Here is a 24,439-nt window from a genome sequence, read left to right on the forward strand (position 1 = left end):
GCTTCTCTTTCTTAACAAGCATCTATTGTAATCTTTTTGTAATAAAAAGGAGGAAGAACAGATGAACACTAAGAAATTTATGGCCCGCAATGTATTGCTGACAACTGCGATTGTATCGACGTTATCCTTCGGGTTTGCTTCAGCCACTTCTGCTAACACAGCCGGTACATCCAACTGGACGATTGAAGATGCATCCAAGATCGAACGTACGGATGATACAACAGCTCCCTATATTGAACCAGATTTTGAAAAAATGGCACCTGAACTGCACGTATGGGACACATGGCCGCTTCGCGAAAAAGATGGTTCTATCGCTAAAGTAAATGGCTATTATGTGATTTTCTCATTAACGGCCGACTCTGACTTGCTTCCTGGTAAGCGTCACGACGTAGCGACAATTCGTTACTTCTACTCGAAAGACGGCAAGAGCTGGGAGCTTGGCGGTAAAGCTTTTGATACAAAGCAGGCTTATGGTTCCAGACAGTGGGCTGGTTCTGCAATGATTGAAGACGGGAAGCTGAACCTTTTCTATACAGCAACTGGACGTAAAGGAGAGGAAAGCGTCACCTACGAACAGCGCTTAGCGCTTGCAACAGGCGACGTGGAAGCGAATGGGAAAGGAATCTCTTTCTCTAACTTCGACCACTCGATCATCCTTGAACCGGAAGGGAAATACTATCAGACCGAAGAGCAGGCGGAAGCCGGAGACATCGGCTACACGTTCCGTGACCCATGGTTCTTCGAAGATCCGAAAACAGGAAAAGACTACATTTTATTTGAAGGAAACTCTGCAGGTACACCATCAGAACGAACGCTCGACCGAGCTTATATCGGCAGCGAAGACTTCCAAAGCTCCTTCGATTTTGTAAATGAAGACTTTGCAAAACTGTTCAACGGCGCGATTGGAATCGCAGAAGCGACCAATGACAGCTACACAGAATTTGAAGCAATGAAGCCCCTTCTTGAAGCGAACTACGTGAACCAGGAGCTTGAGCGTCCACATATCGTGACCAAAGGCAACCAGTACTACTTGTTCACAAACACCCACGAGCACAAATTCGGTCCTGACTTGTCTGCTCCGGACGGATTGTACGGCTTTTCTTCTGATCAGTTGACAACAGGTTATGAGCCACTGAACGACAGCGGCCTTGTCCTTGCCAACCCAGAAAACCATGCCTACCAAGCGTATTCCTGGATGGTGCTTCCGAACGGGAAAGTAATCAGTTTCTATAATTTCCATGACTTAGATGGCAAGAACATTGCTGATCTCGGTGGTACATCTCCAGAGTACCAAATGTCTCATTTTGGCGGTACTTTAGCGCCAACGTTGAAAATTGCTCTTCAAAATGACCGCACGAAAGTGGTTAACGAACAAGCTCCAGGCAAAATTAAATAAACGATTAAAACCTGAATCCTGCCTAGGATTCAGGTTTTTTTGGGGTGGAAATAAAAAAGGCTGAAAGGATCCATCATACTTGGCTAAGGAAGAATCCCGAATTAGAAGAAGTCCTGTCCTCTCTATTCCTTCTTGAGTATTATTGAATAACGAACATATGAGAACCTTGATTACTTGAACGGTCTATTTAAAAGTATCCAAAAAAAAATCAGCTTCCCTCGTTAAGGAAAGCTGATTTTTTATATCTTCGTCAAACGTACATCTTTTCTATTTCTCGTATCACTCGGTTTAGTGCAGAGAAGTCATCAATGACATGATCCGCTTTGGCGAGCTCGTCTTCTTGAGCAAAATCAAACCGGCAGCCTACAGAAGTCAAACCATTTTTCTTAGCGGCATGAATGTCGGATAACCGGTCTCCGACGACAATTCCCTGCTCAAAGTTGTATTTTTTCTTAATGGCCGCCACCAAATCTGTTTTGTCCAATGAGTCGATCTGCTCGATACTGAATGTTTCTGTCACCCATCGGTCCAGACGATAGTATTCGACGATGGCACGTAAATAATCAATCAGACCGTTGCTTGCTATGTATAGAGAGTGGCCTTCTTTATGCAAAGTTTCCAATACTTCTTCCACCTGTGGGTAGAGCGCGCCTTTCCCTTTTTGAATATTGAGGATGAGTTTTTCTAAGAAATATGCATCGATTTCTTTCCTTTGATGATCCGAGTGGTTAGGGAGTAACGTTTTCCACACCGTTTGCAGCGGTACCCCCATGATTTCTCTGTATTTTTGCAGCGGGGTCTCCTCGTGCCATTCGCCTCTGTCTTTCAGGTGGTTGAAGGTCTCTTCTAAAGAAACCTCAAGAATTCGTTCGGTTTGGAACAGTGTTCCGTCCATATCGAAGATCAGTCCTTTTGACAATGGACTCACTCCTTCCTTCAATTTGTATATGACATTTGTTATTATACTAAAAATTGATACAATTTTGAAAAGCGGTTATTGTTTAATGACGCATGTACGATTAATCACTTCCTATTTAGGAGAATGGACATGAAACAACCACGATTTAAATTGAGCACCATCATTATCTTCTTCGTTCTACTTGTTGTGTTTTTTTCTTTGTTAATCACAGATTTGTTGATTACAGAAAATACGAGTGATGAGATTCGTGGACAGCTGGAAGAGAAAGCATTGATTATTTCACGGACGGTCGCTGAATCACAAATTGTTCAACAAGAGTTGGAAAGTGAAGAAATTCAAGGGACGATCCAGGACTATGCCATGAGTATTCAAGAGGCGAGTGACGTCCTGTTCGTCGTCGTTATGAATATGGAGGGAATCCGTCAATCCCATCCAGACCCCGGGCGGATTGGTCAAGCATTTGTAGGGGGAGATGAAAAACGAGTGCTGAACGGCGAAGAGTATATTTCCATTTCGGAAGGAACGCTTGGACATTCTGTGCGTGCGTTCACCCCGATCTATGGAAGGGATGGGGAGCAAATGGGAGCGGTCGCTACAGGGCTTTCCTTAGATGCCGTGGAAGCTGCATTGGAGAAGAACCATCAAAACATTTTAATCGGATCCTTGATCGGAAGCCTCGTAGGTGTCATTGGTGCCTTTCTTCTGGCCCGCTACATTAAGAAGAGCCTGTTTGGGCTGGAGCCGGCAGCGATTGCGAAGATTTATGAGGAACGAAACCGGATGTTTCATTCGGTAAGAGAAGGGGTCATTGCGGTAGATGAGGAGGCTCGCATTACATTTATCAACCATTCAGCCAAGGAAATCTTTCAAAAAGCAGGCATCTATGAAAAGGAACCGGTGGGACTTGCGATTGCTGAATATCTTCCTGATTCGAAGCTCGATCGTGTCTTACAAACGGGAGAGGCTGAAGTGGATGAAGAGCAGAACATTCAAGGGTCTTCCATTATCGTGAACCGGGTTCCTTTGATTGTGAATGGAGCTGTTGTAGGGGCGATTTCGACTTTCCGGGATAAAACAGAGGTGAATCGACTGGCTGAACAACTGACGGGTGTACGTTTATATGCGGAATCTCTCCGGGCCCAATCTCATGAGTTCAAGAACAAGCTGCACGTGCTGCTTGGGATGATTGAAATGAAAGCTTATCAGGAGGTCCATGCATACATTAAACAATTGGTCGATCATCAAGCCCGTGAGACCACTTCGTTAACGGATAAAATCAAGGACCCGGCACTGGCTGGATTTATGATTGGAAAACACAGCTATGCGCGGGAACAGCAAGTCGATTTGACGGTTCAATGTGAAACGGTCATTCCACAGGCAAAGGATCCAAACGTCACCCATGGACTGATTACCATTTTAGGAAACCTGTTAGATAATGCGATGGAGAGTTTCCATACGGAAGAAGGCAAAGAAGTGTCTGTTGCTCTATCTTATGTCGATGAATTGTTGAGTATCGACATAATTGATAACGGTAGTGGGATTGAAGAACGAATCAAAGATGAAATATTTAGGAAAGGAATGTCCACAAAGGGCGAAAATCGTGGATATGGTTTACATTTGGTGAAAACGAGTGTAGAGGCATTGGAAGGTTCAGTGGAGATCGAGTCCAATCGGCAAGGTGGAACCTGTGTGAGTGTCATTATCCCATTTGAAGCAAAGGAGGAAGTGGAATGATTCGCGTACTAATCGTAGAAGACGACCCCATGGTGGCTGAATTGAATCGCAAATATTTGAATCAGCTTCAGGGGTTTCAGTTGATCGCAACAGCCGCTAACACGGAGGAAGCTCATGACTGGCTGAACCGGGCTGCCATTGATCTCGTGTTATTGGATGTCTATATGCCTGGGGAAAATGGTTTGCAATGGTTGAAAGAGCTTAGAAATAGGGAAGATGATTTGGATGTGATCTTGATTACGGCCGCTTCTGAGAAGGAGAAGATCCAACAATCCCTTCGTCTCGGGGTGGTGGATTATTTGGTCAAACCCTTTGAATTCAATCGCTTTCAAGACGCTTTACTTTACTATCAAAAAAATACTTCTATATTAAAAGATAAGCAGAAAGTGAACCAAGGGGAGCTTGATCAGATTTTCCGTAAGAATGAATATCCAAAGGATAAAAACATTCCATTACCGAAAGGATTAACGAACAATACTTTGGAGCATATTATTGAGGTCATTAAGAAGAAAGAGGGGACGGCATTTTCTACAGATGACATCGCTCAAGAAACGGGGATATCCAGGGTGTCGGTGAGGAAATATTTAAAGTTTTTAACATCCGAGGACATCCTTGAAGAAACGCTGATCTATGGAGTCGGACGCCCTGTCTATCAATATCATATCAATGGATCGAAAGCCCTTCATTCCACATTCTATCTATGAAAAAAAGCAGTCTTCTCAGGCTGCTTTTTTTAATTACAATAAAATTATTATTTTCATATGGTAGGCATGGTCTTTGATTATTCCTATGATGGAACCATCATTTGAAAGCGATTTCTCGTAAATGGAGGGAATGAATATGCACAAAGATAATAGAAAGAGAGAAACACTAGATTTGCACCGAGCTTATCGTGGGAAAATCGAAATCAGCAGCAAGTTACCGGTGGATACAGAAGAAGAGTTAAGTCTTGTCTATACACCGGGGGTGGCTGAGATCAGTAAAGCCATTGAAGAAAATCCGGATGTAGCAGATGAGTTGACGTCCAAAGGGAACATGGTGGCGATTGTGACTGATGGAACGGCTGTATTAGGACTGGGAAATGTAGGCCCTAAAGCTGCTCTCCCCGTCATGGAAGGTAAAAGTTTGTTGTTCAAAAAATTTGCGGGCATCGATGCTTTTCCTATATGCCTGGATACACAAGATCCTGAAGAAATCATTTCAATCGTCAAAGCTCTGGCTCCTACTTTTTCCGGTATCAATCTTGAAGATATTTCAGCACCGAGATGCTTTGAGATTGAGGAAAGATTGAAAGAAGAGTTGGATATTCCTGTTTTTCATGATGATCAGCATGGGACGGCCATTGTCGTCTTAGCGGCATTGCTCAATGCATTGAAAATGGTTAAGAAAACGAAACAAAAAGCGAGAGTCGTAATCAATGGAGCAGGTGCTGCAGGCATTGCCATCGCTGAATTGCTTTTATATGCCGGCTTTTCTGATATCACCCTTGTCAGTCTGGAAGGGACATTAAGAAAAGGAGAAGCATGGATGAATGCGAAGCAGAAAAACCTCGCTGAGCGGACGAATTCTGACAGGCGTTCAGGTGGATTGGAAGAAGCCATTGAAGGGGCTGATATCTTCATCGGAGTCTCGGCTCCTGGAGTCATGGACGAAGAACATGTTCAAAAGATGAACAAGGACCCGATCATCTTCGCTTTAGCTAATCCTATCCCTGAAATTTATCCAGAAGAAGCTTGGAAAGCAGGAGCGAAAGTTGTAGGAACCGGAAGATCGGATTACCCGAACCAGATCAATAATCTGCTGGCATTTCCCGGCATATTCAAAGGAGCACTGAACAAAAAGGTGAGAGACATCACCCCTGAAATGAAAATCGCTGCCGCAGAAGGGATTGCGGAGGTCATTTCTGAGAATGAGCTTAGTCCGGAATATGTGATTCCGAGTGCCTTGAATGAAAAGGTGGCCCGCGCAGTCGCCCGTGCTGTTGAAGAGTCTGTTGAAGATAAAGTTGAACGCTTAGCCACTTGCTAAGTGTTCACCAATCAAAAGAAAAGGAGAGGATTGCATGTCGAGTTCAGCGGAGAAGATTCATAGGAATCCGTCTAAAGAGGCAAATGTCACCCCTTTTGTAAATGAAAAAAAGAAAGCGATTACAATATTTGGTCTTCCTCTACATTGGTTTGGTGTCATTACTGCAGTGACGTTGGTCAGTATGTACACAGGAAACCTGCCGGGAGGAATGCTCGGAAGCCTTCTCGTTATGATGGTGCTTGGTGAGCTCTTCGGTTGGCTTGGAGACCATACCCCAATCGTTAAAACCTATTTAGGTGGCGGGGCGATCATCGCGATCTTTGGAGCGGCCTATATGGTGTATGGGGGATGGATTCCTGAATCAACGGTAACGATGATCACGGATTTCATGAAAAGCGGAGGGTTCCTGAATTTCTATATTGCCGCTTTAATCACGGGAAGTATTCTTGGTATGGATAAAAGCATTCTCATAAAAGTCGGCCTCAAATATTTCCTTCCGATCTTCGGAGCCGTGATCGGAGCTATGGCTGTAGCAGGTCTGCTCGGATCTCTTGTAGGGTTTTCTCTAAGTGATGCAGTCCTTGTCATTACGATGCCGATCATGGGAGGAGGAATGGGGGCTGGAGCCGTTCCGATGAGCCAGATTTATAGTGAATTGATGGGGAACGATCCCAGCTACTATATCTCCATGCTTGTTCCAGCCCTTGCTCTCGGAAATGTCTTTGCCATTATTCTAGCAAGTATTCTCGATATCATTGGCAAGAAAAATCCTTCGTTAACAGGGAACGGGCAATTGTTGAAAGGTTTCCAATTCAAAGAAAAGCCATCATCCTTTGACGTGCAGAAGATGGGTGTAGGATTGATGACCGCCATTCTCTTCTTTACGGTCGGGACGTTATTGGCTGGTTTTATACCTCTTCACGCCTATGCTTTGATGATCATCATTGTAGCTGTTGTGAAAATCGCAGGGATTCTGCCCCAAAGCGTACTTGATGGCGCGAATCAATGGTATAAATTTGTCGCTAAAAACTGGACGCTGGCGCTGTTGTTTGGAATCGGAATCGCTTATACAGACTTGAACACGGTCCTTGAAGCCTTGACGCTTCAGTACATCCTTACGGTTCTTGGTGTCATTATAGGAGCGGTCCTTGGATCAGGGTTGCTTGGGAAGCTGGTTGGTTTCTACCCGATCGAGTCCGCGATTACGGCAGGTTTATGTATGGCAAATATGGGTGGAACAGGGGATGTGGCTGTTTTATCTGCATCGAAAAGGATGGAACTGATGCCTTTTGCTCAAATTTCTTCCCGCTTGGGTGGTGCTCTCATATTGTTGCTTGCTGGATTGATTATTCCTTTACTTATGTAGTGAAGTAAAAAAGCTTTTCCTGAATTCTACTCAGGAAAAGCTTTTTATTGTTATTATCTTCATCATGTTTAATCATTAAAAACAGCCAATTAAATTCAAATTGTATCTGTTCTTATCAAAAAGTTCTTGCAAACGATTACAAAGGTGTGGTACTTTATCTGTAACCGGTTACACACAGAGGTGAACGTATGGTAACAATCAAAGATGTTGCACGTGAAGCAGGTGTTTCAGTAGCCACCGTTTCACGCGTGTTGAATGATAACGGCTATGTTGGAGCAGATACTAGAAAAAAAGTGATGGAAGCCATTGCTGAATTGAACTACAGTCCGAACGAAGTGGCACGTTCCCTTTACAAAAGGGAGTCCCGTTTAATAGGTCTGCTTTTACCTGATATTACGAACCCGTTCTTTCCCCAGCTTGCGAGAGGGGTGGAAGATGAACTGAGCCAGGCAGGTTATAGACTTCTGCTCGGGAACAGTGATGAAAATATACAAAAGGAATTGGATTATATACAAACGTTCGTTCAGAATAATGTGGTCGGAATCATTACGGCAACCAATCACGTCGATTATAAAATCTATGAGGCTCTGGATTTGCCACTCGTACTTTTGGACAGGGCGTCGGAAAACTATCCAGCTGTTTTTGCAGATGGTAGAGAGGGTGGCCGCCTTGCAGCAAAGACCCTCATTGAAAAGGGATCAAAAAGAATTACGCTCGTGAAAGGACCGGCCAATATAAAGCCTGCCCAGGATCGTTTCCAAGGAGCTATCGAAGAGCTGAGCCAGGCAGATGTTGATTTCTCTGTCCTGTCCACGACCTCCTACTCTTTTGAAGAAGCGCAGGGCTGGGCGGAAGAATTGTTTGATAAGTTCTCAGATACAGATGGAGTCATTGCGAGTAATGACATTGTCGGGATCGCGATCGTTCATGAGGCCCTGGAACGTGGAAAGCGTATTCCGGATGATGTACAAATTATCGGTTATGACGATATTCCACAAAGCCGCCTGTCCTACCCGACCCTTTCCACGATTCGCCAGCCGGCCTATGAAATGGGCAGAGAAGCGGCAAAACTTTTAATCCGAACGATAAAAAAAGAACCAGGTGTGGAACAAACCATTCAAATGCCTGTGGAATTAGTAGAAAGAAAGACGACACGAAAGGATTGAAACCTATGAAGAAACCTAAAATAGCTGTCATCGGCAGCTCTTCCATGGATTTAGTTGTTACATCCAAACGGCGGCCGGGAGCTGGTGAAACGGTTCTTGGCGAATCTTTTGAAACCGTACCTGGAGGCAAAGGAGCGAACCAGGCTGTTGCTGCTGCACGTTTGGGAGCAGATGTGTATATGATCGGCCGTGTAGGTGAAGACGCCTATGGGGTGGACATCTTAAGTAATTTTAAATCGAATGGCGTTCATACGGATTATGTGGAACCGGTTACACACGAAAAAAGTGGGACAGCTCACATCATATTAGCTGAAGGAGATAACAGCATTGTAGTTGTAAAAGGAGCCAACGATCACGTTACGCCTGAGTATGTGAAGGATAAAAGAGACTTCATTAAGACGTGTGACCTTGTGATGATTCAGCAGGAAGTCCCCGAAGTAACCGTGACTGAAACGGCCCGACTGTGTCAGGAGCTTGGTGTGCCCTTGTTATTGAACCCGGCACCAGCAAGGGAAATTCCTGATCGAGTGGTGGAACAAGTGAGCTATCTTACGCCGAATGAACATGAAGCTGCCCTCCTTTTTCAAGGAGAAGAACTTGCAAAAGCATTAAAGAAATATCCGAATAAACTGTTCATTACAGAAGGAGCGGCGGGCGTCCGCTACTTTGATGGAAAAGAAGAAGTGCTCGTTCCGTCTTATCCTGTGAAACCTATAGACACCACGGGCGCGGGCGATACGTTTAATGCGGCCTTCGGAACAGCTATTGCAGAAGGGATGGACTTGAAAGACAGTCTGCGCTTCGCGAATCGAGCGGCATCTCTTTCAGTTACAGGGTTCGGAGCTCAAGGCGGCATGCCGACGAGGAAAGAAGTAGAAGGAGGACTCTTGGAATGAAACGACACGGCCTTTTGAACAGCCATCTATCCAAAGTTTTTGCAGACCTCGGTCACACCGATACCATCGTTGTTGCTGATGCGGGACTTCCCGTGCCGGACGGAGTGAGAAAGATCGACCTCTCTTTAAAGCAGGGGGTTCCTTCTTTTCTTGACGTCGTAGAGGTATTGAAAGAAGAAATGGTTGTCGAACGTGTGACGATAGCAGAGGAAATGGATCAGAACCCCTCTGTTCATAAAGGGATGAAAGAATGGTTTGGGGAAGTCGATTATCTCTCTCATGAAGCATTGAAAGATCATTTAAAACAGGCGAAAGCAGTGGTGAGGACAGGGGAAGTCAGCCCATATGCGAACTGTATTCTTCACGCTGGAGTAACTTTTTAAAGAGGTGAGCGATCATGGAAATCCGGATGAACCAGATTCATAAAGCTTTCGGAAAGAACAAAGTCCTTGAAGGCGTTAGTATTCATATTAAAGACGGAGAAGTTCATGCATTGATGGGTGAGAATGGCGCTGGGAAATCTACGCTTATGAATATCCTGACAGGGCTGCATAAAAAGGACCAAGGTACAATTGAAATTGATGGGAGGGAAAAAACATTTGCTAATCCGAAGGAAGCGGAAGAATACGGCATTGCCTTTATTCATCAAGAGTTGAATGTTTGGCCGGAAATGACGGTGCTGGAAAACTTGTTTATTAATAAGGAACCGGTTACACATTTTGGGCTTATTCATACAAGTAAAATGAAAGCGGTTGCTAATGATCAGTTTGAGAAGCTTTCCATTTCTATTCCACTTCATAAAGAAGCCGGTCAGTGTTCGGTTGGTGAGCAACAAATGATCGAGATTGCTAAAGCCCTCATGACGGATGCCAAAGTGATCATTATGGACGAGCCGACAGCTGCTTTGACAGACAGGGAAATAGAGAAGCTTTTCGACGTCATTCGGTCATTGAAAAAATCTGGCGTATCCATCGTTTATATCTCCCACCGGATGGAGGAGATCTTTACGATTTGCGATACGATCACGGTCATGCGTGATGGGCAGACGGTGGATACGAAGCCGATTCCTGAAACGAATTTTGATGACGTGGTCCGGAAGATGGTCGGACGTGAACTGACCGATCGTTTTCCTGCGAGAGAAGCGAAGCCTGGAGAAACTATGCTGGAAGTGAAAAACCTTACCAAAAAAGGCCTCTTCGAGAATGTGAACTTTCGTGCCAGGTCAGGTGAAATCGTCGGCGTCGCCGGATTGATGGGCGCGGGGCGTACGGAAATCATGCGCACGATTTTTGGTTTGGATGGGAAGTACCAGGGCGACATTTTCATCAATGGAGAAAAAGTGACAGTGAAAAGCCCGAGCTATGCGGTCAAGCTCGGCCTTGGTTTCATTACGGAAGATCGAAAAGAAGAAGGGCTCGTTCTCGATTTCCCGATTCAGGACAACATCGCCCTCCCGAGTTTGTACAGTTTCACAGATAAAGGACTTATCGGAGAAAAGCGCGAGCGGGAATTTGTCGATTTGCTCATCAAAAGGCTGACGATTAAAACTGAATCAGCCAAAACGGAAGCAAAGAATTTGTCAGGTGGAAACCAACAAAAGGTCGTCATTGCAAAATGGATCGGGATCGGTCCAAAAGTTCTCATCTTGGATGAGCCGACCCGGGGTGTCGATGTTGGTGCCAAACGGGAGATTTATCAATTGATGAATGAGCTGACCGACAGAGGAGTAGCGATCATCATGGTTTCTTCAGAACTTCCGGAAGTATTGGGGATGAGTGATCGTGTGCTCGTGGTCCATGAAGGAACCATAGCTGGAGAACTTTCCAAAGCGGAAGCTGATCAGGAAAAAATTATGACACTGGCAACAGGAGGTAAAGTCAATGATTAATGCAATCAAAAAATCAAATCATGTAGGAAACGTGATGCAGAAATTAGGACCATTCGTTGGTTTACTTGTATTGATGGCGACAGTTTCCATTATTAACCCTAGTTTTCTTGAACCCTTGAACTTATTGAATCTATTGAGGCAAGTCGCAATTAATGCTCTGATTGCCTATGGGATGACATTCGTAATCTTAACTGGAGGCATCGATTTATCCGTCGGATCGATTCTTGCCTTATCCAGTGCCTTGATGGCCGGGATGATGGTCTCAGGTGTGGACCCGATTTTAGCAATTTTAATTGGGTGTTTGCTTGGTGCATTGATGGGAACGGTCAACGGTCTGCTTATTACAAAAGGGAAGATGGCTCCGTTCATCGCGACCCTTGCAACGATGACGATGTTCCGCGGACTGACGCTCGTTTATACCGACGGAAACCCGATTACAGGTCTTGGCGACAGTTATGCTTTTCAACTGTTCGGAAGAGGATATTTCCTGGGGATTCCAGTTCCAGCGATTACGATGCTGCTTGCTTTTGCTGTCTTGTGGGTGATTTTGCATAAAACTCCATTCGGTCGTAAAACGTATGCCATCGGCGGCAACGAGAAGGCTGCACTCATTTCAGGTATCAAAGTTTCTCGGATTAAAGTGATGGTCTACTCACTCGCTGGACTGCTTTCAGCGCTTGCCGGGGCTATTCTTACATCGAGATTGAACTCGGCACAGCCGACAGCAGGTACGTCGTACGAACTTGATGCGATCGCTGCTGTTGTTCTTGGCGGGACGAGCCTTTCCGGCGGACGTGGTTTGATTATTGGGACGTTGATTGGAGCTCTGATTATCGGAACGTTGAATAACGGTTTGAATCTTCTCGGCGTATCATCCTTTTTCCAAATGGTGGTCAAAGGTGTCGTCATCATCATTGCCGTACTAATCGATCGAAAGAAAGCAGCATAGGAGGGGTAACATGAAGAAGCTAGTCGTATTACTGATGAGTTTATCCCTGGTGTTCCTTGGTGCTTGCTCGCTGCAGCCACCGGAATGGGCCAAACCCAAAGGGGATAAAAATCCGGATGATATCAAAATTGGTTTATCTGTATCCACGCTGAACAATCCATTCTTCGTCTCTATGAAGGAAGGGGTAGAAAATGAGGCTGCGGCTCAAGGTATGGAAGTCGTTGTCGTAGATGCGCAAAATGATGCAGCTAAACAAATCAATGACGTGGAGGATCTGATCCAGCAAGGCGTCGATGTATTGCTGATCAACCCTACTGATTCTTCCGCCATCTCGACTGCCGTTCAGTCAGCCAACAGCTTGGGCATACCGGTCGTAACGCTTGACCGTTCTGCAGAAAAAGGAGAAGTCGCGACATTGGTCAGCTCGGATAACGAAAAAGGTGGAGAAATGGCAGGGGAGTATTTGGTTGAGCTGCTTGGTGAAGGTGCCAAAGTAGCTGAACTTGAAGGTGTCCCCGGCGCGTCCGCAACACGTGAACGCGGCGCTGGTTTCCACAATATCGCAGATGAAAAACTGGATGTCGTAGCTAAACAAACGGCGAATTTTGATCGGACGGAAGGCTTGAATACGATGGAAAACATCATTCAAGGGAATCCAGACATCGAAGCTGTTTTCGCTCACAATGATGAAATGGCGCTGGGAGCCTACCAGGCTATCCAAAGTTCCGGTCGAGATGTTCTTGTCGTCGGATTTGACGGGAATGATGATGCCATTACTAGTATTAAAAATGGAAACCTTTCCGCTACCGTTGCTCAGCAGCCAGAGGAAATTGGGAAACTTGCTGTACAGGCAGGGGCAGATGTACTGCAAGGGAAGGAAGTCGAAGATACGATTCCGGTGCCTTTGAAACTCGTGACGCAGGAATCAAATTTGGAAACAGAAGAATAATGATCAGAAAAGAGGCTCTTCACGAGTCTCTTTTTTTATACATCCAAAGTTGTAGAAAGCTTTCCAACCATCGCAGGTGCTCCCTTTTTCATTTTCCAGCTAAGCTGAAGATAGAACAAAAGCGGAATAATCAAAGGGAGGAAGATCGATGGAAAAGTATATTTGCAAGACTTGTGGCGTTCAGTATTCGGAAAGAAATGAAGGACCAAATGGTTGTGAGATATGCAGCGAAGAAAGGCAGTATGTAAACCCAGAGGGGCAGACATGGACGACACATAAAGAACTAGTTCAGACAGAACGATATAAAAACATCATTAGGGAAGAGGAAAAAGGGTTGTACAGCATTACGACGACTCCAAAATTCGGGATTGGGCAGACGGCGTACTTGGTTCAAAAAGATGACATGAATGTCCTTTGGGACTGCATTACTTATTTAGATCAAGAGACGGTGGATGTGATTTGCGCACTCGGAGGCATTGATGCAATTGCTATTTCCCATCCGCATTATTATTCCCGTATGACCGATTGGGCCGAAGCATTCGATGCGCTCGTTTATCTTCATCAGGATGACAGAGAGTGGGTAATGGAAGAGAGCGCATACCTTCACTTCTGGGAAGGGGAATCTATGAAACTCTCAGAAAATCTATCACTTCAACGTCTGGGAGGACATTTCAAAGGGGGGGCGGTCCTGCACATGGAAAATGGTGCAGAGGGCTTGCTGATGACTGGAGATATTATTCAGGTTGTTGCCGACCATCGGTGGGTGAGCTTCATGTACAGTTATCCGAATTTGATTCCTCTGCCGGCAGCAAAAGTTGCGGAGATTGCAGAGAAAGTGGAGGGACTTGCTTTCGATCGTATTTACAATGCTTTTCACAACGTTGTAAATACGAAGGCAGATGACGTTGTGCAAAAGTCGGCGGAACGTTACATACGTGCCATTAATGGAACATTATTTGCAACGTAAGTGGATGTTTTTATAGCAAGAATCATACGTAAGGGGGGATTGGTAGGATGAACGTTGATGAATTTGGTTTGATTTTGTTTGTCGAGCGGTTTCAGAAGTGTGTTAGCTTCTATCAGAATCTATTACAATTACCTGTAAGAAGGAGTCAGGATATGCTCGTCTGTTTCGACCTTTCCATTGGTTATCTTATGGTCGAAAAAGACGGGGTGGCTCAAACAAGAGAGAAAACAAGGGGCGAGAACCCGGCCGTTCTTCGTTTTGATGTGGAAGACCTCAGCAAGGAAGTCCATAACCTGAAGAAACGTGGCATCCACTTTTTACAAGAGAGGTGTGTGTTTGAATGGGGGACGATCGCGGTCTTTCTGGACCCGGATGGAAACCGCATTGAATTAGGGGAAATCCGAACGACCAGTGCCTCTTATCGTACATAACAAACAGGAGCAAATAGGATAGATCGTTCCACATACCTCGGGCTGCGCGGGTGTCTTTTTTCGATAGCGGTAAAGGGCCTGGGCCCCATTCAGTTGGTTCTTCAGCTGAACGGGGCCAGGACGGCCGATGATATCCGCATGGCCTATTTAATGAACGTGGACCCTTTTAGCAGTTCCGGTTTAGCTCCTAGTATTAATAGAAAGAGTTTAGCATCTCCCACTTCTCTGTATTGATTTAAAAGATCTTTGACGACAGGGAAATCCTCGTGTTTTTTCAGCTTTTCCACTTCTTTTTTGTAAAGAGAGAGAATTGAACCTTTGATGAATGCTGGATACGCTGTAGTCAATTCTTCTTCCATCAGCATGGCTCCCATATATCCATATTTGATTTGAAGCTGCCGGGTGAAGCTGACCACATGAGTCAACACTTCATAGACATCCGGATAGCGGCGGCTGACTTCTTCCAACCCTTTTTTTGCTTCGTACAATTCATCCAAACTGGCTAACTTCAACATGTTGATCCTCTCCTTTTTCCCATGGTTTTTCAAGTCCAATGATTTCTGTGAGCTGGGCACTGTGTTCCCGACGAATTCGTCTTGTTTTGGCTCGCTCTTCACCAGATTGATAGAGAAATTTCTCTTCCTCTGTCTCAGGAATTACCCTCGGAACTTTGATCGCTTTTTTATTTTCATCGAGAGCGACAAAGGTTAAAAATGCAGTAGCGGCCATGCGACGGTGACCGGTAATCATGTCTTCGGCAATGACTTTGCAGAAGATCTCCATCGATTTGTTTCCGGTATAGGAGACGAAGGATTCCACACAAACCGAATCTGTTTGATGAATCGGATGCAGGAAGTCGATGGAGTCGGTCGAAGCGGTGACGCATTCTTTCACACGTGCATGGCGCCTCGCAGATAATGTGGCATTGTTGTCGAGTTTCTTCATGAGGACCCCGCCGAACAATGTGTTGTAATTGTTTAAATCGTTGATCATCACTTGATCTGTATTGATGACTAAACTTTCTTTCGTGCGTTTCGCTTCCATGAGTGTGCCTCCTGTTTGGTTCGATTTATTATTTCTTTTCAACATCAAGACATGTCTTTGTGTTCGTTGATAATTTCAGTGTACGAGCGATGTCTTCATAAGTGAAATAGCGAATCGTCATAGGTTGTATAGCTTTTATCAATGGAAGTGTTTTCAAGTATTGATTTTGGGCATGAAAAAGACCAGCCCTTCGTGGGAGCTGGTCGATCTTTAATCCATACTCAATCGATCTTGTGTATAAGCGAGCCATTCTTTCGTAGCATACGATATGTATTGGTTTTTCGGCCAAATGATAGCGAGTTCCCAGGCGATGGTCGGCTGGATGACCTTCAGTCGCTTTACGTCTTGTGTAAGCAGACGGGCAACGCTTTTGGGGAGGATGGAAATCCCTAGGTTGGAAGCGATCATTTTGCCGATAAAGTCCCACTGTGAGCTCTCGGAAATGACTTTCGGTATAAAGCCGGCCTCTTTGCAGGAGGAGGTGATCCGGTCGTTTAAAACGAAGTCTTTACTGAAGAGGATGAACGAATCGTCTTTGAGCTCTTCCAGTCGAATCTGCTTTCGTCCGGCTAACGGGTGGGCAGGAGGAAGAATGACCTCAAGCTCCTCACTTAAAAGAAAGAAGTGGTCAAATTTGTCCTCTTGGGTTGGTAACACGGTAATGCCGACATCCAGTTCCTCCTTGAGGATATTCTCCTCGATCCTTTTCGCCCCATCCTCTATGAGTTGATAGGTAATGTGAGGGTGCTTCGCATGAAAGCCTCCGATAATGTTAATGATCTGCTCGGCGTCCATAATCGGTGGGAGTCCTACTCGAATGTGGCCTTTTTTAAGTCCAAGCAAATCATTGAGCTGGGTATTGAGGTTTTCGAATGCTTTATCAATGGTTTTCGCCTGCATAAGAATCAGCCGCCCGGCATCGGTGAGGATGACCTTTTTTCGTGTGCGTTCAAACAATTCCACACCCAGGTCTTCTTCCAGGTTTTTAATCATTTTGCTGATGGTTGGTTGTGAGATGAATAAATGCTCAGCTGCTTTAGTGAAGCTCTGGAAGCGCGCGACTTCAATGAAATATTGCAAATGGCGGATGTCCATGGTTATGTACTCCTTTGTTTTTGAATCTTACGGGTTATGTACCATCATAAAGAGAGGGATGCATCTTATCAATGGGGATTTTCTTGGAAGGGGAGCATGGTATGACTTAAGGGAGAAGATTGTCAGCGAAAAGAGGGGCTGCTGGGAAGAGAGTGTGACCTGCCCTGCTTACTTTTTGAGTCCCGAAAACATAAGGGTCTATCGCAAGAATGAAAGATACAGGGCTTGGGAGCACCATGGACGTTTAACTGGAAATCATATACTATGAAACTATAATAAGGAATTCCTTTTATTAAAAGCTCAAACACCTTGACCTTTCCGCCATTTTTTTGGAGGAGGATTAAGGTAAGTGACCCCGGAAAAAAAACCGCCTACAGTTAGTCCTATCATGAGACTCAAATTAATTTCTCCGACAACAAAATAGCCGAACATCAACGAAACGATGATGTAGCCTAAAGCTGTGATCAATCCCCATTGCAGTCTTCGCCACATACGAATACCTCCTTACCCATGATTTCCCCTTTTGAAAAACCACTGCAGCACGAAACGGGTAATGAATCCACAACTAAGAGCAATGAGAATGATGACGATCCATTGATTAGAAACCGCTAGTCCCAGCTGGAAACCCAAGAAGAGGGCGAATCCGAGAGCGAGACCAAGGAAAATTTGTTGACTTCGGGTCATTTTATCAGCTCCATGAAAGGTTTACTTCCTGTTATTACCTTTTTTTAAAAACAGAAAACATGAAGAAAGGACGATGTATATGGAATTGACTCATGTGCGATTGCTTGTAGATGATTACCAAGCTTGTTTTTATTTCTACCGGGATACGCTCGGGTTCGAAGTGACGTGGGGAGATGAAAACTCCAACTACGCAGATTTCAAATTCAGAGGTGTGACGTTAGGCGTCTTTGAACGTAGGCAGATGGTGGAAGCACTAGGGATTGTTTATGTAAAGAACGGGAGCAGAGAGGATAGAGCTGCACTCATTTTTAAAGTGGATGACGTGGAGAAGATGTATCAGGAATGGAAGGATAAAGTGACGTTCATTACAGAACCTGTGGAGCAGAAGGACTGGGGCATTAAGGTCGCTCATTTCAGAGATCCCGATGGTAACCTTCTGGAAATCTATGAACAGATCATGTGAGGGGTTGGAGACAGAAAGGTTATCCTTTCGAAAGTATGAGGAAGGTGATTTTCCTTTTCTGTTATCCATGGTTACGGACCCGGAAACTGTAAGCTTTATCGGGGACGGAAAGGTGAAAGATGAAAAGGGAGCCCGGGAATTTTTGCAGTGGATTTACCGTACATATGAAGCTTCGGAAAATCATGGACTGCACGTTCTTGTCCGTAAAGCAGATGGGATGAAGATTGGCCATGCTGGACTTGTTCCTCAATTCATTGACGGAAAAGAAGAGATTGAGGTCGGCTACTGGATAGGCCGGGATTATTGGGGCCGTGGGTATGCGACGGAAGCGGCTGCCGCTCTTTTGAAACATGGAAAGAGGGAGCGGGAGCGATTGATTTCTTTGATTCAGTCCGGAAATATCGCCTCTCAACGTGTTTCTGAAAAAATGGGGATGGAAAAAGAGAAGTCGGTAGTTCTGGATGGAAAAGACGTCTGGATTTATACCGTTTGATAGAAGAGCTTGAAAGGAGGCGTTGTTTTATGAAAAGCAATAGAAGAAATATGGGGGCCATTTTAAGGGTGAGCGTATCATAACCCCTATAAACTACGCGAGATCCCTATTACAGGGAGGATTTTATGAAAACAAAAATGATGGGTGATGTGTCCTTTTCTCTGCGGGAGGACCATGATTTTCGTTGGTTGGAATAAATAGGACACGTCTTTTGTGTCTTTGATGAGCAGGATTCAGGAAACATCAGCTTTGGAGTGGAAAACGAAGATGGGAAGTTTTTTGTTAAATATGCAGGAGCGAAGCCGATGGACTTTGCAGGCGAACCAGAAGATGCGGTGGAGCGGTTGAAAACAGCCATCCCTGTTTATGAACAGTTGGACCACCCTTTCTTGATCAAGCTTAAAAATCATTTTGCATTAAGGGAGGGGTATGCTGCTGTTTTCGATTGGGCAGAGGGAGAGTGTCTGCATTCACATTGGTCTCATGGCGGACCGGCGAAATATACAGATCCTACCTCCCCTTATTACCGGTTCAGAAATCTCGATGTTACCAAGCGTTTGAAGACGCTGGAGACGATCTTTTCTTTTCATGCCTTTGTGGAGGAGCAAGGATTTGTGGCTGTTGACTTTTATGATGGCAGCAGTTGTCGAGCTGGGAAGCTGGTGAAGATCTCTATGAAGTGGCTAGTAAAGCAGTAAGTAAGGATAGAGAGGCAAGGTATAAGAATGTTCGAGCATTCATGAAAGCCTGAAAAGAGGTAAAGGAACGGTTGACCTTTACGTAACGGCACCCTTTATGGTTTAGAGAGGTTCTTTCAACGAAGGGAGAACAACATAGGAGGGAATGATCATGAATGCTTCTTCGGCGATACGTCTTGTCCATTATTCAAACCGTTACAAAAAAGAGTTGAATGCATTTGCTTTACCTGCCGATCAAGAGAGGTTCACGGCACTGCCAGGGAAAACGTTGGGAAAATCGATGAGAGGCGTATTTCCTTGCGTCATCCTTGAATCCTCACGCCCGGTTGGATTCTTTTTGCTGAATCAAACAGAAAGGGTTTATGACTATACCGAAAATCCTTATGCCCTTTTACTTACCGCCTTCTCCATCAATCATTTGGATCAGGGGAAGGGATGCGCGGAGCGAGCGATGGGGATGCTTAGGAATTTTGTAGAAAAGGATTTTCCGTTTGTAAACGAAATTGTCCTCGCTGTAAATCATAAAAACGTCCCTGCTCAAAAACTCTACTCAAAGTGTGGATTCATGGATACAGGGCTGCGTAGAGAAGGGAGAATTGGCGAGCAAATCGTGATGCGTTTGTCTTGGTGAATAGCTGGAATGGGGACAGTATAGAAGACTGTTCCCATTCCAGCTTCTAAAAGCGCGTGAATTGTTCTTTAGGATTGTGAATTCCTCATGAATGGTCCCGGCATGAAACAGCTTCACGCTAAAAAAGTTTGAAGGAGGAGATTTTATGAAAATCCAGGGGCTTAACCACTTTCTTTTTTCAGTATCTGACTTAGAAACATCCATCACTTTCTATGAAAAAGTCTTAGGAGCCGAGTTATTAGTTAGAGGAAAATCGACCGCCTATTTTGATCTGCAGGGGATGTGGCTTGCATTAAATGAAGAAAAAGATATTCCTAGAAATGAAATTTCAGCTTCCTATACCCACACCGCTTTCACGATTAGAGAATGTGACTTTGATGACGCCTATGAGGAGCTGGTCAGCCTGGGCGTGCCTATCCTTCCGGGACGGGAGCGTGAAAAGAGGGATAAACGGTCCATCTATTTTACGGATCCCGATGGTCATAAATTCGAATTTCACACAGGGACACGGAAAGAAAGGATCGACTATTACAAAGAGGCAAAACCTCATATGACTTTTTATGATTTATGAATGTACATAGTCAGAAAAGGAGCCGTTGGATGATGAATCTTGACGAACTTTGGCAACGGACCGATGATTGGTTGTACGAGGACCGGATATGGAATCATCATTCTTCAAACAACTCTTTCATTTGGTTTCATGTCTTTGAAGATGAGATCAATCATAGAGGGCAGATGAGAATGATAAGAAAAATGTTGTCCAAAGAATAACGATTGGTTTTATGTATGCCTTCGTGATTCATAGTAAATCCTGTTTCTTTACACCTAATATATAAAGGGGGAGTCCTGTGGTTGTTTTGATATACATGGCGATTAGCATTGGCATCGCATTCTTTTTGGGAATTATCCCCGAAGGGTTTGGAAACACGTTATTGTTAGGAGCAGTACTGGGGGTTTTATTAGGAATCTTCCATCAACTGACTAAGATTTATAAATTATTAAAAGGTGAAGAGGAAAATAATAAACCTGTGGTGAATTCAAGTAAAATACCTTTACGAAGATAAGGTCCATCGTGCATGATCAAGCCTTCCATTACAGGGAGGCTTTTTTTAGTATAGGCATGGACTCAGTATCAAATGCTCAATGGAATCGTATCAGTATCATCACTTTAGAAGGACTGTTCATATGTTCTTGGAATCTGAAATAAGAAAGTTGTATTCCTCTCTTTGCAGCAATGGTTTCTAATAAGTCTACTTCGTTGAACATTACATCCGATAAAGTACCATTAAAGATTTCCGTTAAAACCTTATAGTACATGCCTACGATTTTTTCATTATTAAGCCGATCGTAAATGTTTTTTATATTCATTTAGTAGTCTCCTTTTTTCTAACAACCCAGAGTAGCACATCTCTATATTGGATTTTACTCTTCTCTTCTTTGTTCGTTAAGTAGATTATGCTGAATTTACAATTTTTTAAAAAATAATTATTATAAAGCGTTTAAATATATGGAGTATTCATCATAATTTTCTTCATGGTTGATAGAGAAAGACTGTTTTACACAGGAAACAGAGGACTACTCTCGTTGGGAGTGTGTCTTTTGTGAAAAAGATAATGTAAAGCAGGTTGTTAAGGCTTAATAATTTTCCTTAAATTACCAATTAATTTATGGGAATATTGGAATGGTTAATGTAGGATTTACATATGAAACGGAAAAACGTGCCGACCATTTCAAGGGGAAACGGAAATGAAAAAAATAGCCTGGGCTGTAAGCTTAACCTTGATTCTAGGAGTAATAGGGGGAATCGTTTCTTTACGTCTGACAAGTGCGTTAGGGAAAGATGCGGAGGAGGTTCATAACGAACAAGCATTTTCAGGAGAGGAAGTACATTCAATTGATATCGATACATCAACCGCTGATGTTCAAATCATAAAAGGAGCGAACAATCAAATAAAGGTTGAAATTTTCGGCTCTAACCTAGATCTAGAGAAATACCTTTATAAGGTTCAGGTAGCTGATGGAGTTTTAGGAATGGAGTTGAACAAGAAAGGAATACTTGGTTTTTCATTGGATTTTTTCAACCAAGATTAAATGTGGTGGAATACATTTTGAATTAAAGGAGCGTGCCTGCCTTTCTGTGGAGTCTTTCTTGGCAGGCACCAAATGATCTATTTGTAGTAATGATGGGAATCGTGATAGCTCCAAGGTGCTGGTTCTAAATATTCGCGTGATTGACCTCCCATACCTGGAAGTCCTGGCATCATTCCTCCGCCTGGCATTCCTCCCTGGTTTCCACCCGGCTGCGGGAACCCTGGCATCATCCCACTTCCGCTGCCACCACCATTTTGTCCTGGAACGGGGAATCCAGGTGTGGCTCCATTCCCGTTCTGGCCCGGCATAGGAAATCCCGGCATCATTCCATTCCCATTTTGCCCGGGAACGGGGAACCCCGGCATCATCCCGTTGCCATTTCCACTTCCGCTCTGCCCCTGGGACGGACTCTGAGGTGACTGCGGCATTCCGCCACTTTCACCGCTTCCATTTTCCTCACTACCGGATTCACCGTTACTGGTTCCATTTCCTTGATTTCCTGCTCCATTCTGAGACCCAGCCTGAGGATATAAAGGGTAGCAGGTGAGGGTCATTTCTTCACCGTTTTCCCCTGTAATCGTTCCCTGCATGCCTCCTTGCATCTGAGCTCCCTGCCCTTGTGGAAAGCAGATCATGGCCCCTTGCTGACGCTGATGAAAATATGGTGGATAAGCATTCATATGATACATAAACGTTCGCCTCCCTTGAATACATCTCTTCATCCTATTCAATTCCGGCATCTTCGCCTATCGTTTCTTACGAATTGGTGAATTTGCCTAATTTCATTCACTGTTTTTTCATTTTTAGAATATAGACCGGACATTACAGATCTATACTCCCGCTTCACCTTATTAGAAGTGAGGGAGTGAGAGAATGGAAAAAGACGGTATAAAAAAGGGTTAAGTATTAAAGACTGCGACTATGGCACTGTTTTCATTCTTATTCTAAATAATAGTTATAATTTTCTGTCATTTTTGCTAAGGTTAGAGTTATCCATAATTTTCAAGGAGGAATATACATAATGATGAATCCATTTCGGTGGAAACAAATGGTTGTTTTAATGATGGCTTCTTTTTTAATCGTCACTCCTTTTCAAACGAATGAAAGCACGGGAGTGAACGCAGAAAATGATGACCTCGGGCATGAAATCAATAAGATTTTGATGGATGAAGAGCTGGATGGCGCGCTTGCCGGGGTGAGTATTCGATCTGCAGAGACGGGTGAAATGATTTACGAACATGATGGGGATATTCGTCTAAAGCCTGCATCGAATATGAAGTTGTTGACGGGGGCTGCGGCGATGGAAGTCCTTGGGCCGGATTATACGTTTACGACAGAGATCCTGGCAGATGGGGATATTAAGGGAAAGAAACTTCACGGTGACTTGTATGTCAAAGGGAAAGGCGATCCGACCTTGATGGAAAAGGACTTCGCTGCTATGGCCCGGTCGTTAAAAGAGAAAGGGATCCGGGAAGTGAAAGGTGACCTTGTCGCAGATGATACGTGGTATGATGATATTCGTTTATCCGAAGATATTGCCTGGAATGATGAAACCAACTATACCGGTGCTCAAATATCTGCACTGACGGTTTCCCCGAATGAGGATTATGATGCGGGGACGGTCATTGTAGCGGCTCATCCGTCTGATACGGTTGGGGAACCGGCAGAAATTAAGGTGACGCCTGAAAACGATTATGTGGAAATCGTAAACCGTGCCACAACTGTACCTTCCGATCAATCGAAAGACATTTCCATTGAGCGTAAACACGAGACAAATCAAATTGTCATAGAAGGAACGATCCCAGTGGATGGAAGCCGTTCAAGGTCATGGATTGCGGTCTCCGAACCGACGGGTCTCGCGCTGAACCTCTTCCACAAAGCTTTAAAAGATGAGGGAATCAAAGTGAAAGGGAAAGAGGTTGTAGACGGTAAAACTCCGGAGGCTGCAGAAGTAGTGATCTCTAAGGAATCCATCCCTCTTGAAGAATTGTTTATCCCGTTTATGAAAATCAGTAATAACGGCCATGCGGAAGTATTACTTAAAGAGATGGGAAAAGTGGTTCATGATGAAGGAAGCTGGGATAAAGGGTTGGAGGTTGTGGAAGATTTCTTGACTGACAATAGCGTTGATGCGGATACGATGCGGCTTCGTGACGGGTCCGGGATGTCCCATGTGAACATGGTTCCAGCCAATGAAATTTCCAACCTTTTGTACCAGGTGAAAGATAAAGAGTGGTTCCCTGCTTATTGGAATTCTCTTCCGGTCGCAGGCAATGGGGAACGTTTTGTTGGTGGTACGCTTCGTTATCGCATGAATGATACAGCTGCCGAAGATAACGTGCGCGCTAAAACGGGCTCTTTGACGGGAGTAACATCGCTATCTGGATATGTGACGTCAGCCGATGGGGAAGAGTTCATCTTTTCGATTGTGTTGAACAATTATCTAGGTTCTGTAAAGGATATTGAAGATGAAATTGCTGTGACGCTGGCTGAGTATGAACAGGACAGTGGAGAATAAGCTGATAGGGACTTCCTCGGGTAGAGGAAGTCT

General features: G+C 44.4%; 29 protein-coding genes and 1 pseudogene. 22 read left to right on the forward strand and 8 right to left on the reverse strand.

The window, feature by feature from the left end; translation table 11 throughout:
• Window positions 1-61: 61 nt before the first annotated feature.
• Complete coding sequence (locus ACJA3J_RS07645; RefSeq protein ID WP_406945911.1) at window positions 62-1,396, forward strand: glycoside hydrolase family 68 protein; 1,335 nt, start codon at window positions 62-64, stop codon at window positions 1,394-1,396.
• Window positions 1,397-1,646: 250 nt separating this feature from the next.
• Here the strand turns inward: ACJA3J_RS07645 and ACJA3J_RS07650 are convergent, their stop codons facing one another.
• Complete coding sequence (locus ACJA3J_RS07650) at window positions 1,647-2,315, reverse strand: HAD hydrolase-like protein (RefSeq protein ID WP_406945912.1); 669 nt, start codon at window positions 2,313-2,315, stop codon at window positions 1,647-1,649.
• A gap of 129 nt (window positions 2,316-2,444) precedes the next feature.
• Here ACJA3J_RS07650 and dcuS point away from each other — a divergent pair, with 129 nt between their 5' ends.
• The 12 genes from dcuS to ACJA3J_RS07710 all read left to right on the forward strand — a co-directional run bounded on the left by dcuS (window position 2,445) and on the right by ACJA3J_RS07710 (window position 14,689).
• Window positions 2,445-4,049: a DcuS/MalK family sensor histidine kinase gene (gene dcuS, locus ACJA3J_RS07655; protein ID WP_406945913.1), complete on the forward strand. Its 1,605-nt coding sequence runs from the start codon at window positions 2,445-2,447 to the stop codon at window positions 4,047-4,049.
• Window positions 4,046-4,753: a response regulator gene (locus ACJA3J_RS07660; protein ID WP_406945914.1), complete on the forward strand. Its 708-nt coding sequence runs from the start codon at window positions 4,046-4,048 to the stop codon at window positions 4,751-4,753. Before dcuS ends, ACJA3J_RS07660 begins: the two co-directional genes overlap by 4 nt.
• A gap of 136 nt (window positions 4,754-4,889) precedes the next feature.
• Complete coding sequence (locus ACJA3J_RS07665; protein ID WP_406945915.1) at window positions 4,890-6,077, forward strand: NADP-dependent malic enzyme; 1,188 nt, start codon at window positions 4,890-4,892, stop codon at window positions 6,075-6,077.
• 34 nt (window positions 6,078-6,111) lie between these two features.
• Complete coding sequence (locus ACJA3J_RS07670; protein WP_406945916.1) at window positions 6,112-7,443, forward strand: 2-hydroxycarboxylate transporter family protein; 1,332 nt, start codon at window positions 6,112-6,114, stop codon at window positions 7,441-7,443.
• 188 nt (window positions 7,444-7,631) lie between these two features.
• Window positions 7,632-8,609 (forward strand): LacI family DNA-binding transcriptional regulator, encoded by a 978-nt coding sequence (locus ACJA3J_RS07675; RefSeq protein ID WP_089650911.1) that lies wholly within the window; start codon window positions 7,632-7,634, stop codon window positions 8,607-8,609.
• A gap of 5 nt (window positions 8,610-8,614) precedes the next feature.
• The gene (gene rbsK, locus ACJA3J_RS07680) at window positions 8,615-9,505 is read left to right on the forward strand and encodes a ribokinase (RefSeq protein ID WP_089650912.1); all 891 of its coding nucleotides are present in this window, start codon (window positions 8,615-8,617) and stop codon (window positions 9,503-9,505) included.
• Window positions 9,502-9,888, forward strand: coding sequence for a D-ribose pyranase (rbsD, locus tag ACJA3J_RS07685; protein ID WP_406945917.1), 387 nt, complete (start codon window positions 9,502-9,504; stop codon window positions 9,886-9,888). Before rbsK ends, rbsD begins: the two co-directional genes overlap by 4 nt.
• A gap of 14 nt (window positions 9,889-9,902) precedes the next feature.
• Window positions 9,903-11,393: a sugar ABC transporter ATP-binding protein gene (locus tag ACJA3J_RS07690; protein ID WP_406945918.1), complete on the forward strand. Its 1,491-nt coding sequence runs from the start codon at window positions 9,903-9,905 to the stop codon at window positions 11,391-11,393.
• On the forward strand, window positions 11,386-12,342 hold the full coding sequence (gene rbsC, locus ACJA3J_RS07695; RefSeq protein WP_406945919.1) for a ribose ABC transporter permease RbsC: 957 nt from the start codon (window positions 11,386-11,388) through the stop codon (window positions 12,340-12,342). Before ACJA3J_RS07690 ends, rbsC begins: the two co-directional genes overlap by 8 nt.
• A gap of 10 nt (window positions 12,343-12,352) precedes the next feature.
• Window positions 12,353-13,291: a ribose ABC transporter substrate-binding protein RbsB gene (gene rbsB, locus ACJA3J_RS07700; protein WP_406945920.1), complete on the forward strand. Its 939-nt coding sequence runs from the start codon at window positions 12,353-12,355 to the stop codon at window positions 13,289-13,291.
• A 148-nt stretch (window positions 13,292-13,439) separates the two neighbouring features.
• A complete protein-coding gene (locus ACJA3J_RS07705) occupies window positions 13,440-14,258 on the forward strand; it encodes an MBL fold metallo-hydrolase (protein WP_406945921.1) in 819 nt (272 codons plus the stop codon).
• Window positions 14,259-14,305: 47 nt separating this feature from the next.
• Window positions 14,306-14,689, forward strand: coding sequence for a VOC family protein (locus ACJA3J_RS07710; RefSeq protein ID WP_406945922.1), 384 nt, complete (start codon window positions 14,306-14,308; stop codon window positions 14,687-14,689).
• A 143-nt stretch (window positions 14,690-14,832) separates the two neighbouring features.
• Here the strand turns inward: ACJA3J_RS07710 and ACJA3J_RS07715 are convergent, their stop codons facing one another.
• From ACJA3J_RS07715 to ACJA3J_RS07735, 5 genes are all read right to left on the reverse strand, one after another.
• Window positions 14,833-15,204: a hypothetical protein gene (locus ACJA3J_RS07715; RefSeq protein ID WP_406945923.1), complete on the reverse strand. Its 372-nt coding sequence runs from the start codon at window positions 15,202-15,204 to the stop codon at window positions 14,833-14,835.
• Window positions 15,179-15,733, reverse strand: a complete 555-nt coding sequence (locus ACJA3J_RS07720) for an acyl-CoA thioesterase (RefSeq protein WP_115894043.1) — start codon at window positions 15,731-15,733, stop codon at window positions 15,179-15,181. The genes ACJA3J_RS07715 and ACJA3J_RS07720 overlap by 26 nt, the downstream gene beginning before the upstream one ends.
• A gap of 210 nt (window positions 15,734-15,943) precedes the next feature.
• On the reverse strand, window positions 15,944-16,828 hold the full coding sequence (gene cidR / locus ACJA3J_RS07725; RefSeq protein ID WP_406945924.1) for a cidABC operon transcriptional activator CidR: 885 nt from the start codon (window positions 16,826-16,828) through the stop codon (window positions 15,944-15,946).
• A gap of 300 nt (window positions 16,829-17,128) precedes the next feature.
• Entirely contained in the window at window positions 17,129-17,320 is a 192-nt protein-coding gene (locus tag ACJA3J_RS07730; protein WP_406945925.1) for a hypothetical protein, read from the reverse strand.
• A 12-nt stretch (window positions 17,321-17,332) separates the two neighbouring features.
• A complete protein-coding gene (locus ACJA3J_RS07735; protein WP_115894044.1) occupies window positions 17,333-17,512 on the reverse strand; it encodes a hypothetical protein in 180 nt (59 codons plus the stop codon).
• A 79-nt stretch (window positions 17,513-17,591) separates the two neighbouring features.
• On the opposite strand from ACJA3J_RS07735, the gene ACJA3J_RS07740 reads away from it, so the two are divergent.
• The 7 genes and pseudogenes from ACJA3J_RS07740 to ACJA3J_RS07770 all read left to right on the forward strand — a co-directional run bounded on the left by ACJA3J_RS07740 (window position 17,592) and on the right by ACJA3J_RS07770 (window position 20,861).
• Entirely contained in the window at window positions 17,592-17,975 is a 384-nt protein-coding gene (locus ACJA3J_RS07740) for a VOC family protein (protein WP_406945926.1), read from the forward strand.
• Window positions 17,959-18,468: a GNAT family N-acetyltransferase gene (locus ACJA3J_RS07745; protein ID WP_406945927.1), complete on the forward strand. Its 510-nt coding sequence runs from the start codon at window positions 17,959-17,961 to the stop codon at window positions 18,466-18,468. Before ACJA3J_RS07740 ends, ACJA3J_RS07745 begins: the two co-directional genes overlap by 17 nt.
• A gap of 254 nt (window positions 18,469-18,722) precedes the next feature.
• Window positions 18,723-19,166: a hypothetical protein gene (locus ACJA3J_RS07750; RefSeq protein ID WP_406945928.1), complete on the forward strand. Its 444-nt coding sequence runs from the start codon at window positions 18,723-18,725 to the stop codon at window positions 19,164-19,166.
• Window positions 19,167-19,317: 151 nt separating this feature from the next.
• The gene (locus ACJA3J_RS07755) at window positions 19,318-19,797 is read left to right on the forward strand and encodes a GNAT family N-acetyltransferase (protein WP_406945929.1); all 480 of its coding nucleotides are present in this window, start codon (window positions 19,318-19,320) and stop codon (window positions 19,795-19,797) included.
• 145 nt (window positions 19,798-19,942) lie between these two features.
• Window positions 19,943-20,368, forward strand: coding sequence for a metallothiol transferase FosB (gene fosB, locus ACJA3J_RS07760; protein WP_406945930.1), 426 nt, complete (start codon window positions 19,943-19,945; stop codon window positions 20,366-20,368).
• Window positions 20,369-20,475: 107 nt separating this feature from the next.
• Window positions 20,476-20,568: pseudogene (locus ACJA3J_RS07765) on the forward strand (integrase); the annotation flags it as partial.
• A 77-nt stretch (window positions 20,569-20,645) separates the two neighbouring features.
• Window positions 20,646-20,861, forward strand: a complete 216-nt coding sequence (locus ACJA3J_RS07770; protein WP_115822001.1) for a hypothetical protein — start codon at window positions 20,646-20,648, stop codon at window positions 20,859-20,861.
• A 76-nt stretch (window positions 20,862-20,937) separates the two neighbouring features.
• Here the strand turns inward: ACJA3J_RS07770 and ACJA3J_RS07775 are convergent, their stop codons facing one another.
• Window positions 20,938-21,165 carry a hypothetical protein gene (locus ACJA3J_RS07775; RefSeq protein WP_089650930.1) on the reverse strand — a complete coding sequence of 76 codons (228 nt, stop codon included), beginning with the start codon at window positions 21,163-21,165 and terminating at the stop codon, window positions 20,938-20,940.
• Window positions 21,166-21,543: 378 nt separating this feature from the next.
• Here ACJA3J_RS07775 and ACJA3J_RS07780 point away from each other — a divergent pair, with 378 nt between their 5' ends.
• On the forward strand, window positions 21,544-21,888 hold the full coding sequence (locus ACJA3J_RS07780; protein WP_406945931.1) for a hypothetical protein: 345 nt from the start codon (window positions 21,544-21,546) through the stop codon (window positions 21,886-21,888).
• Between the two features lie 77 nt (window positions 21,889-21,965).
• Here ACJA3J_RS07780 and ACJA3J_RS07785 read toward each other — a convergent pair whose 3' ends face one another.
• Window positions 21,966-22,577 carry a hypothetical protein gene (locus ACJA3J_RS07785; RefSeq protein WP_406945932.1) on the reverse strand — a complete coding sequence of 204 codons (612 nt, stop codon included), beginning with the start codon at window positions 22,575-22,577 and terminating at the stop codon, window positions 21,966-21,968.
• A 332-nt stretch (window positions 22,578-22,909) separates the two neighbouring features.
• Between ACJA3J_RS07785 and dacB the strand changes: the two genes are divergently transcribed.
• Entirely contained in the window at window positions 22,910-24,406 is a 1,497-nt protein-coding gene (gene dacB / locus ACJA3J_RS07790; protein WP_406945933.1) for a D-alanyl-D-alanine carboxypeptidase/D-alanyl-D-alanine-endopeptidase, read from the forward strand.
• Window positions 24,407-24,439: the final 33 nt, after the last annotated feature.

Origin of the sequence: Halobacillus sp. SY10 (genome assembly GCF_045401165.1) — a bacterium.
GTDB classification, from domain to species: domain Bacteria; phylum Bacillota; class Bacilli; order Bacillales; family Halobacillaceae; genus Halobacillus; species Halobacillus aidingensis.

Bases quoted from the DNA above. Each gene is read 5' to 3' on its own strand.
- ACJA3J_RS07645 (WP_406945911.1), top strand. From the start codon at position 62: ATGAACACTAAGAAATTTATGGCCCGCAATGTATTGCTGACAACTGCG.
- ACJA3J_RS07660 (WP_406945914.1), top strand. From the start codon at position 4,046: ATGATTCGCGTACTAATCGTAGAAGACGACCCCATGGTGGCTGAATTG.
- ACJA3J_RS07775 (WP_089650930.1), bottom strand. From the start codon at position 21,165: ATGAATATAAAAAACATTTACGATCGGCTTAATAATGAAAAAATCGTA.
- ACJA3J_RS07710 (WP_406945922.1), top strand. From the start codon at position 14,306: ATGAACGTTGATGAATTTGGTTTGATTTTGTTTGTCGAGCGGTTTCAG.
- ACJA3J_RS07785 (WP_406945932.1), bottom strand. From the start codon at position 22,577: ATGTATCATATGAATGCTTATCCACCATATTTTCATCAGCGTCAGCAA.
- ACJA3J_RS07755 (WP_406945929.1), top strand. From the start codon at position 19,318: ATGAATGCTTCTTCGGCGATACGTCTTGTCCATTATTCAAACCGTTAC.
- dacB (WP_406945933.1), top strand. From the start codon at position 22,910: ATGATGAATCCATTTCGGTGGAAACAAATGGTTGTTTTAATGATGGCT.
- ACJA3J_RS07665 (WP_406945915.1), top strand. From the start codon at position 4,890: ATGCACAAAGATAATAGAAAGAGAGAAACACTAGATTTGCACCGAGCT.
- ACJA3J_RS07720 (WP_115894043.1), bottom strand. From the start codon at position 15,733: ATGGAAGCGAAACGCACGAAAGAAAGTTTAGTCATCAATACAGATCAA.
- ACJA3J_RS07675 (WP_089650911.1), top strand. From the start codon at position 7,632: ATGGTAACAATCAAAGATGTTGCACGTGAAGCAGGTGTTTCAGTAGCC.
- rbsC (WP_406945919.1), top strand. From the start codon at position 11,386: ATGATTAATGCAATCAAAAAATCAAATCATGTAGGAAACGTGATGCAG.
- ACJA3J_RS07690 (WP_406945918.1), top strand. From the start codon at position 9,903: ATGGAAATCCGGATGAACCAGATTCATAAAGCTTTCGGAAAGAACAAA.
- cidR (WP_406945924.1), bottom strand. From the start codon at position 16,828: ATGGACATCCGCCATTTGCAATATTTCATTGAAGTCGCGCGCTTCCAG.
- ACJA3J_RS07735 (WP_115894044.1), bottom strand. From the start codon at position 17,512: ATGACCCGAAGTCAACAAATTTTCCTTGGTCTCGCTCTCGGATTCGCC.
- ACJA3J_RS07780 (WP_406945931.1), top strand. From the start codon at position 21,544: ATGAAAAAAATAGCCTGGGCTGTAAGCTTAACCTTGATTCTAGGAGTA.
- rbsK (WP_089650912.1), top strand. From the start codon at position 8,615: ATGAAGAAACCTAAAATAGCTGTCATCGGCAGCTCTTCCATGGATTTA.
- rbsD (WP_406945917.1), top strand. From the start codon at position 9,502: ATGAAACGACACGGCCTTTTGAACAGCCATCTATCCAAAGTTTTTGCA.
- fosB (WP_406945930.1), top strand. From the start codon at position 19,943: ATGAAAATCCAGGGGCTTAACCACTTTCTTTTTTCAGTATCTGACTTA.
- ACJA3J_RS07670 (WP_406945916.1), top strand. From the start codon at position 6,112: ATGTCGAGTTCAGCGGAGAAGATTCATAGGAATCCGTCTAAAGAGGCA.
- ACJA3J_RS07715 (WP_406945923.1), bottom strand. From the start codon at position 15,204: ATGTTGAAGTTAGCCAGTTTGGATGAATTGTACGAAGCAAAAAAAGGG.
- ACJA3J_RS07745 (WP_406945927.1), top strand. From the start codon at position 17,959: ATGAACAGATCATGTGAGGGGTTGGAGACAGAAAGGTTATCCTTTCGA.
- ACJA3J_RS07705 (WP_406945921.1), top strand. From the start codon at position 13,440: ATGGAAAAGTATATTTGCAAGACTTGTGGCGTTCAGTATTCGGAAAGA.
- ACJA3J_RS07740 (WP_406945926.1), top strand. From the start codon at position 17,592: ATGGAATTGACTCATGTGCGATTGCTTGTAGATGATTACCAAGCTTGT.
- ACJA3J_RS07730 (WP_406945925.1), bottom strand. From the start codon at position 17,320: ATGTGGCGAAGACTGCAATGGGGATTGATCACAGCTTTAGGCTACATC.
- rbsB (WP_406945920.1), top strand. From the start codon at position 12,353: ATGAAGAAGCTAGTCGTATTACTGATGAGTTTATCCCTGGTGTTCCTT.
- dcuS (WP_406945913.1), top strand. From the start codon at position 2,445: ATGAAACAACCACGATTTAAATTGAGCACCATCATTATCTTCTTCGTT.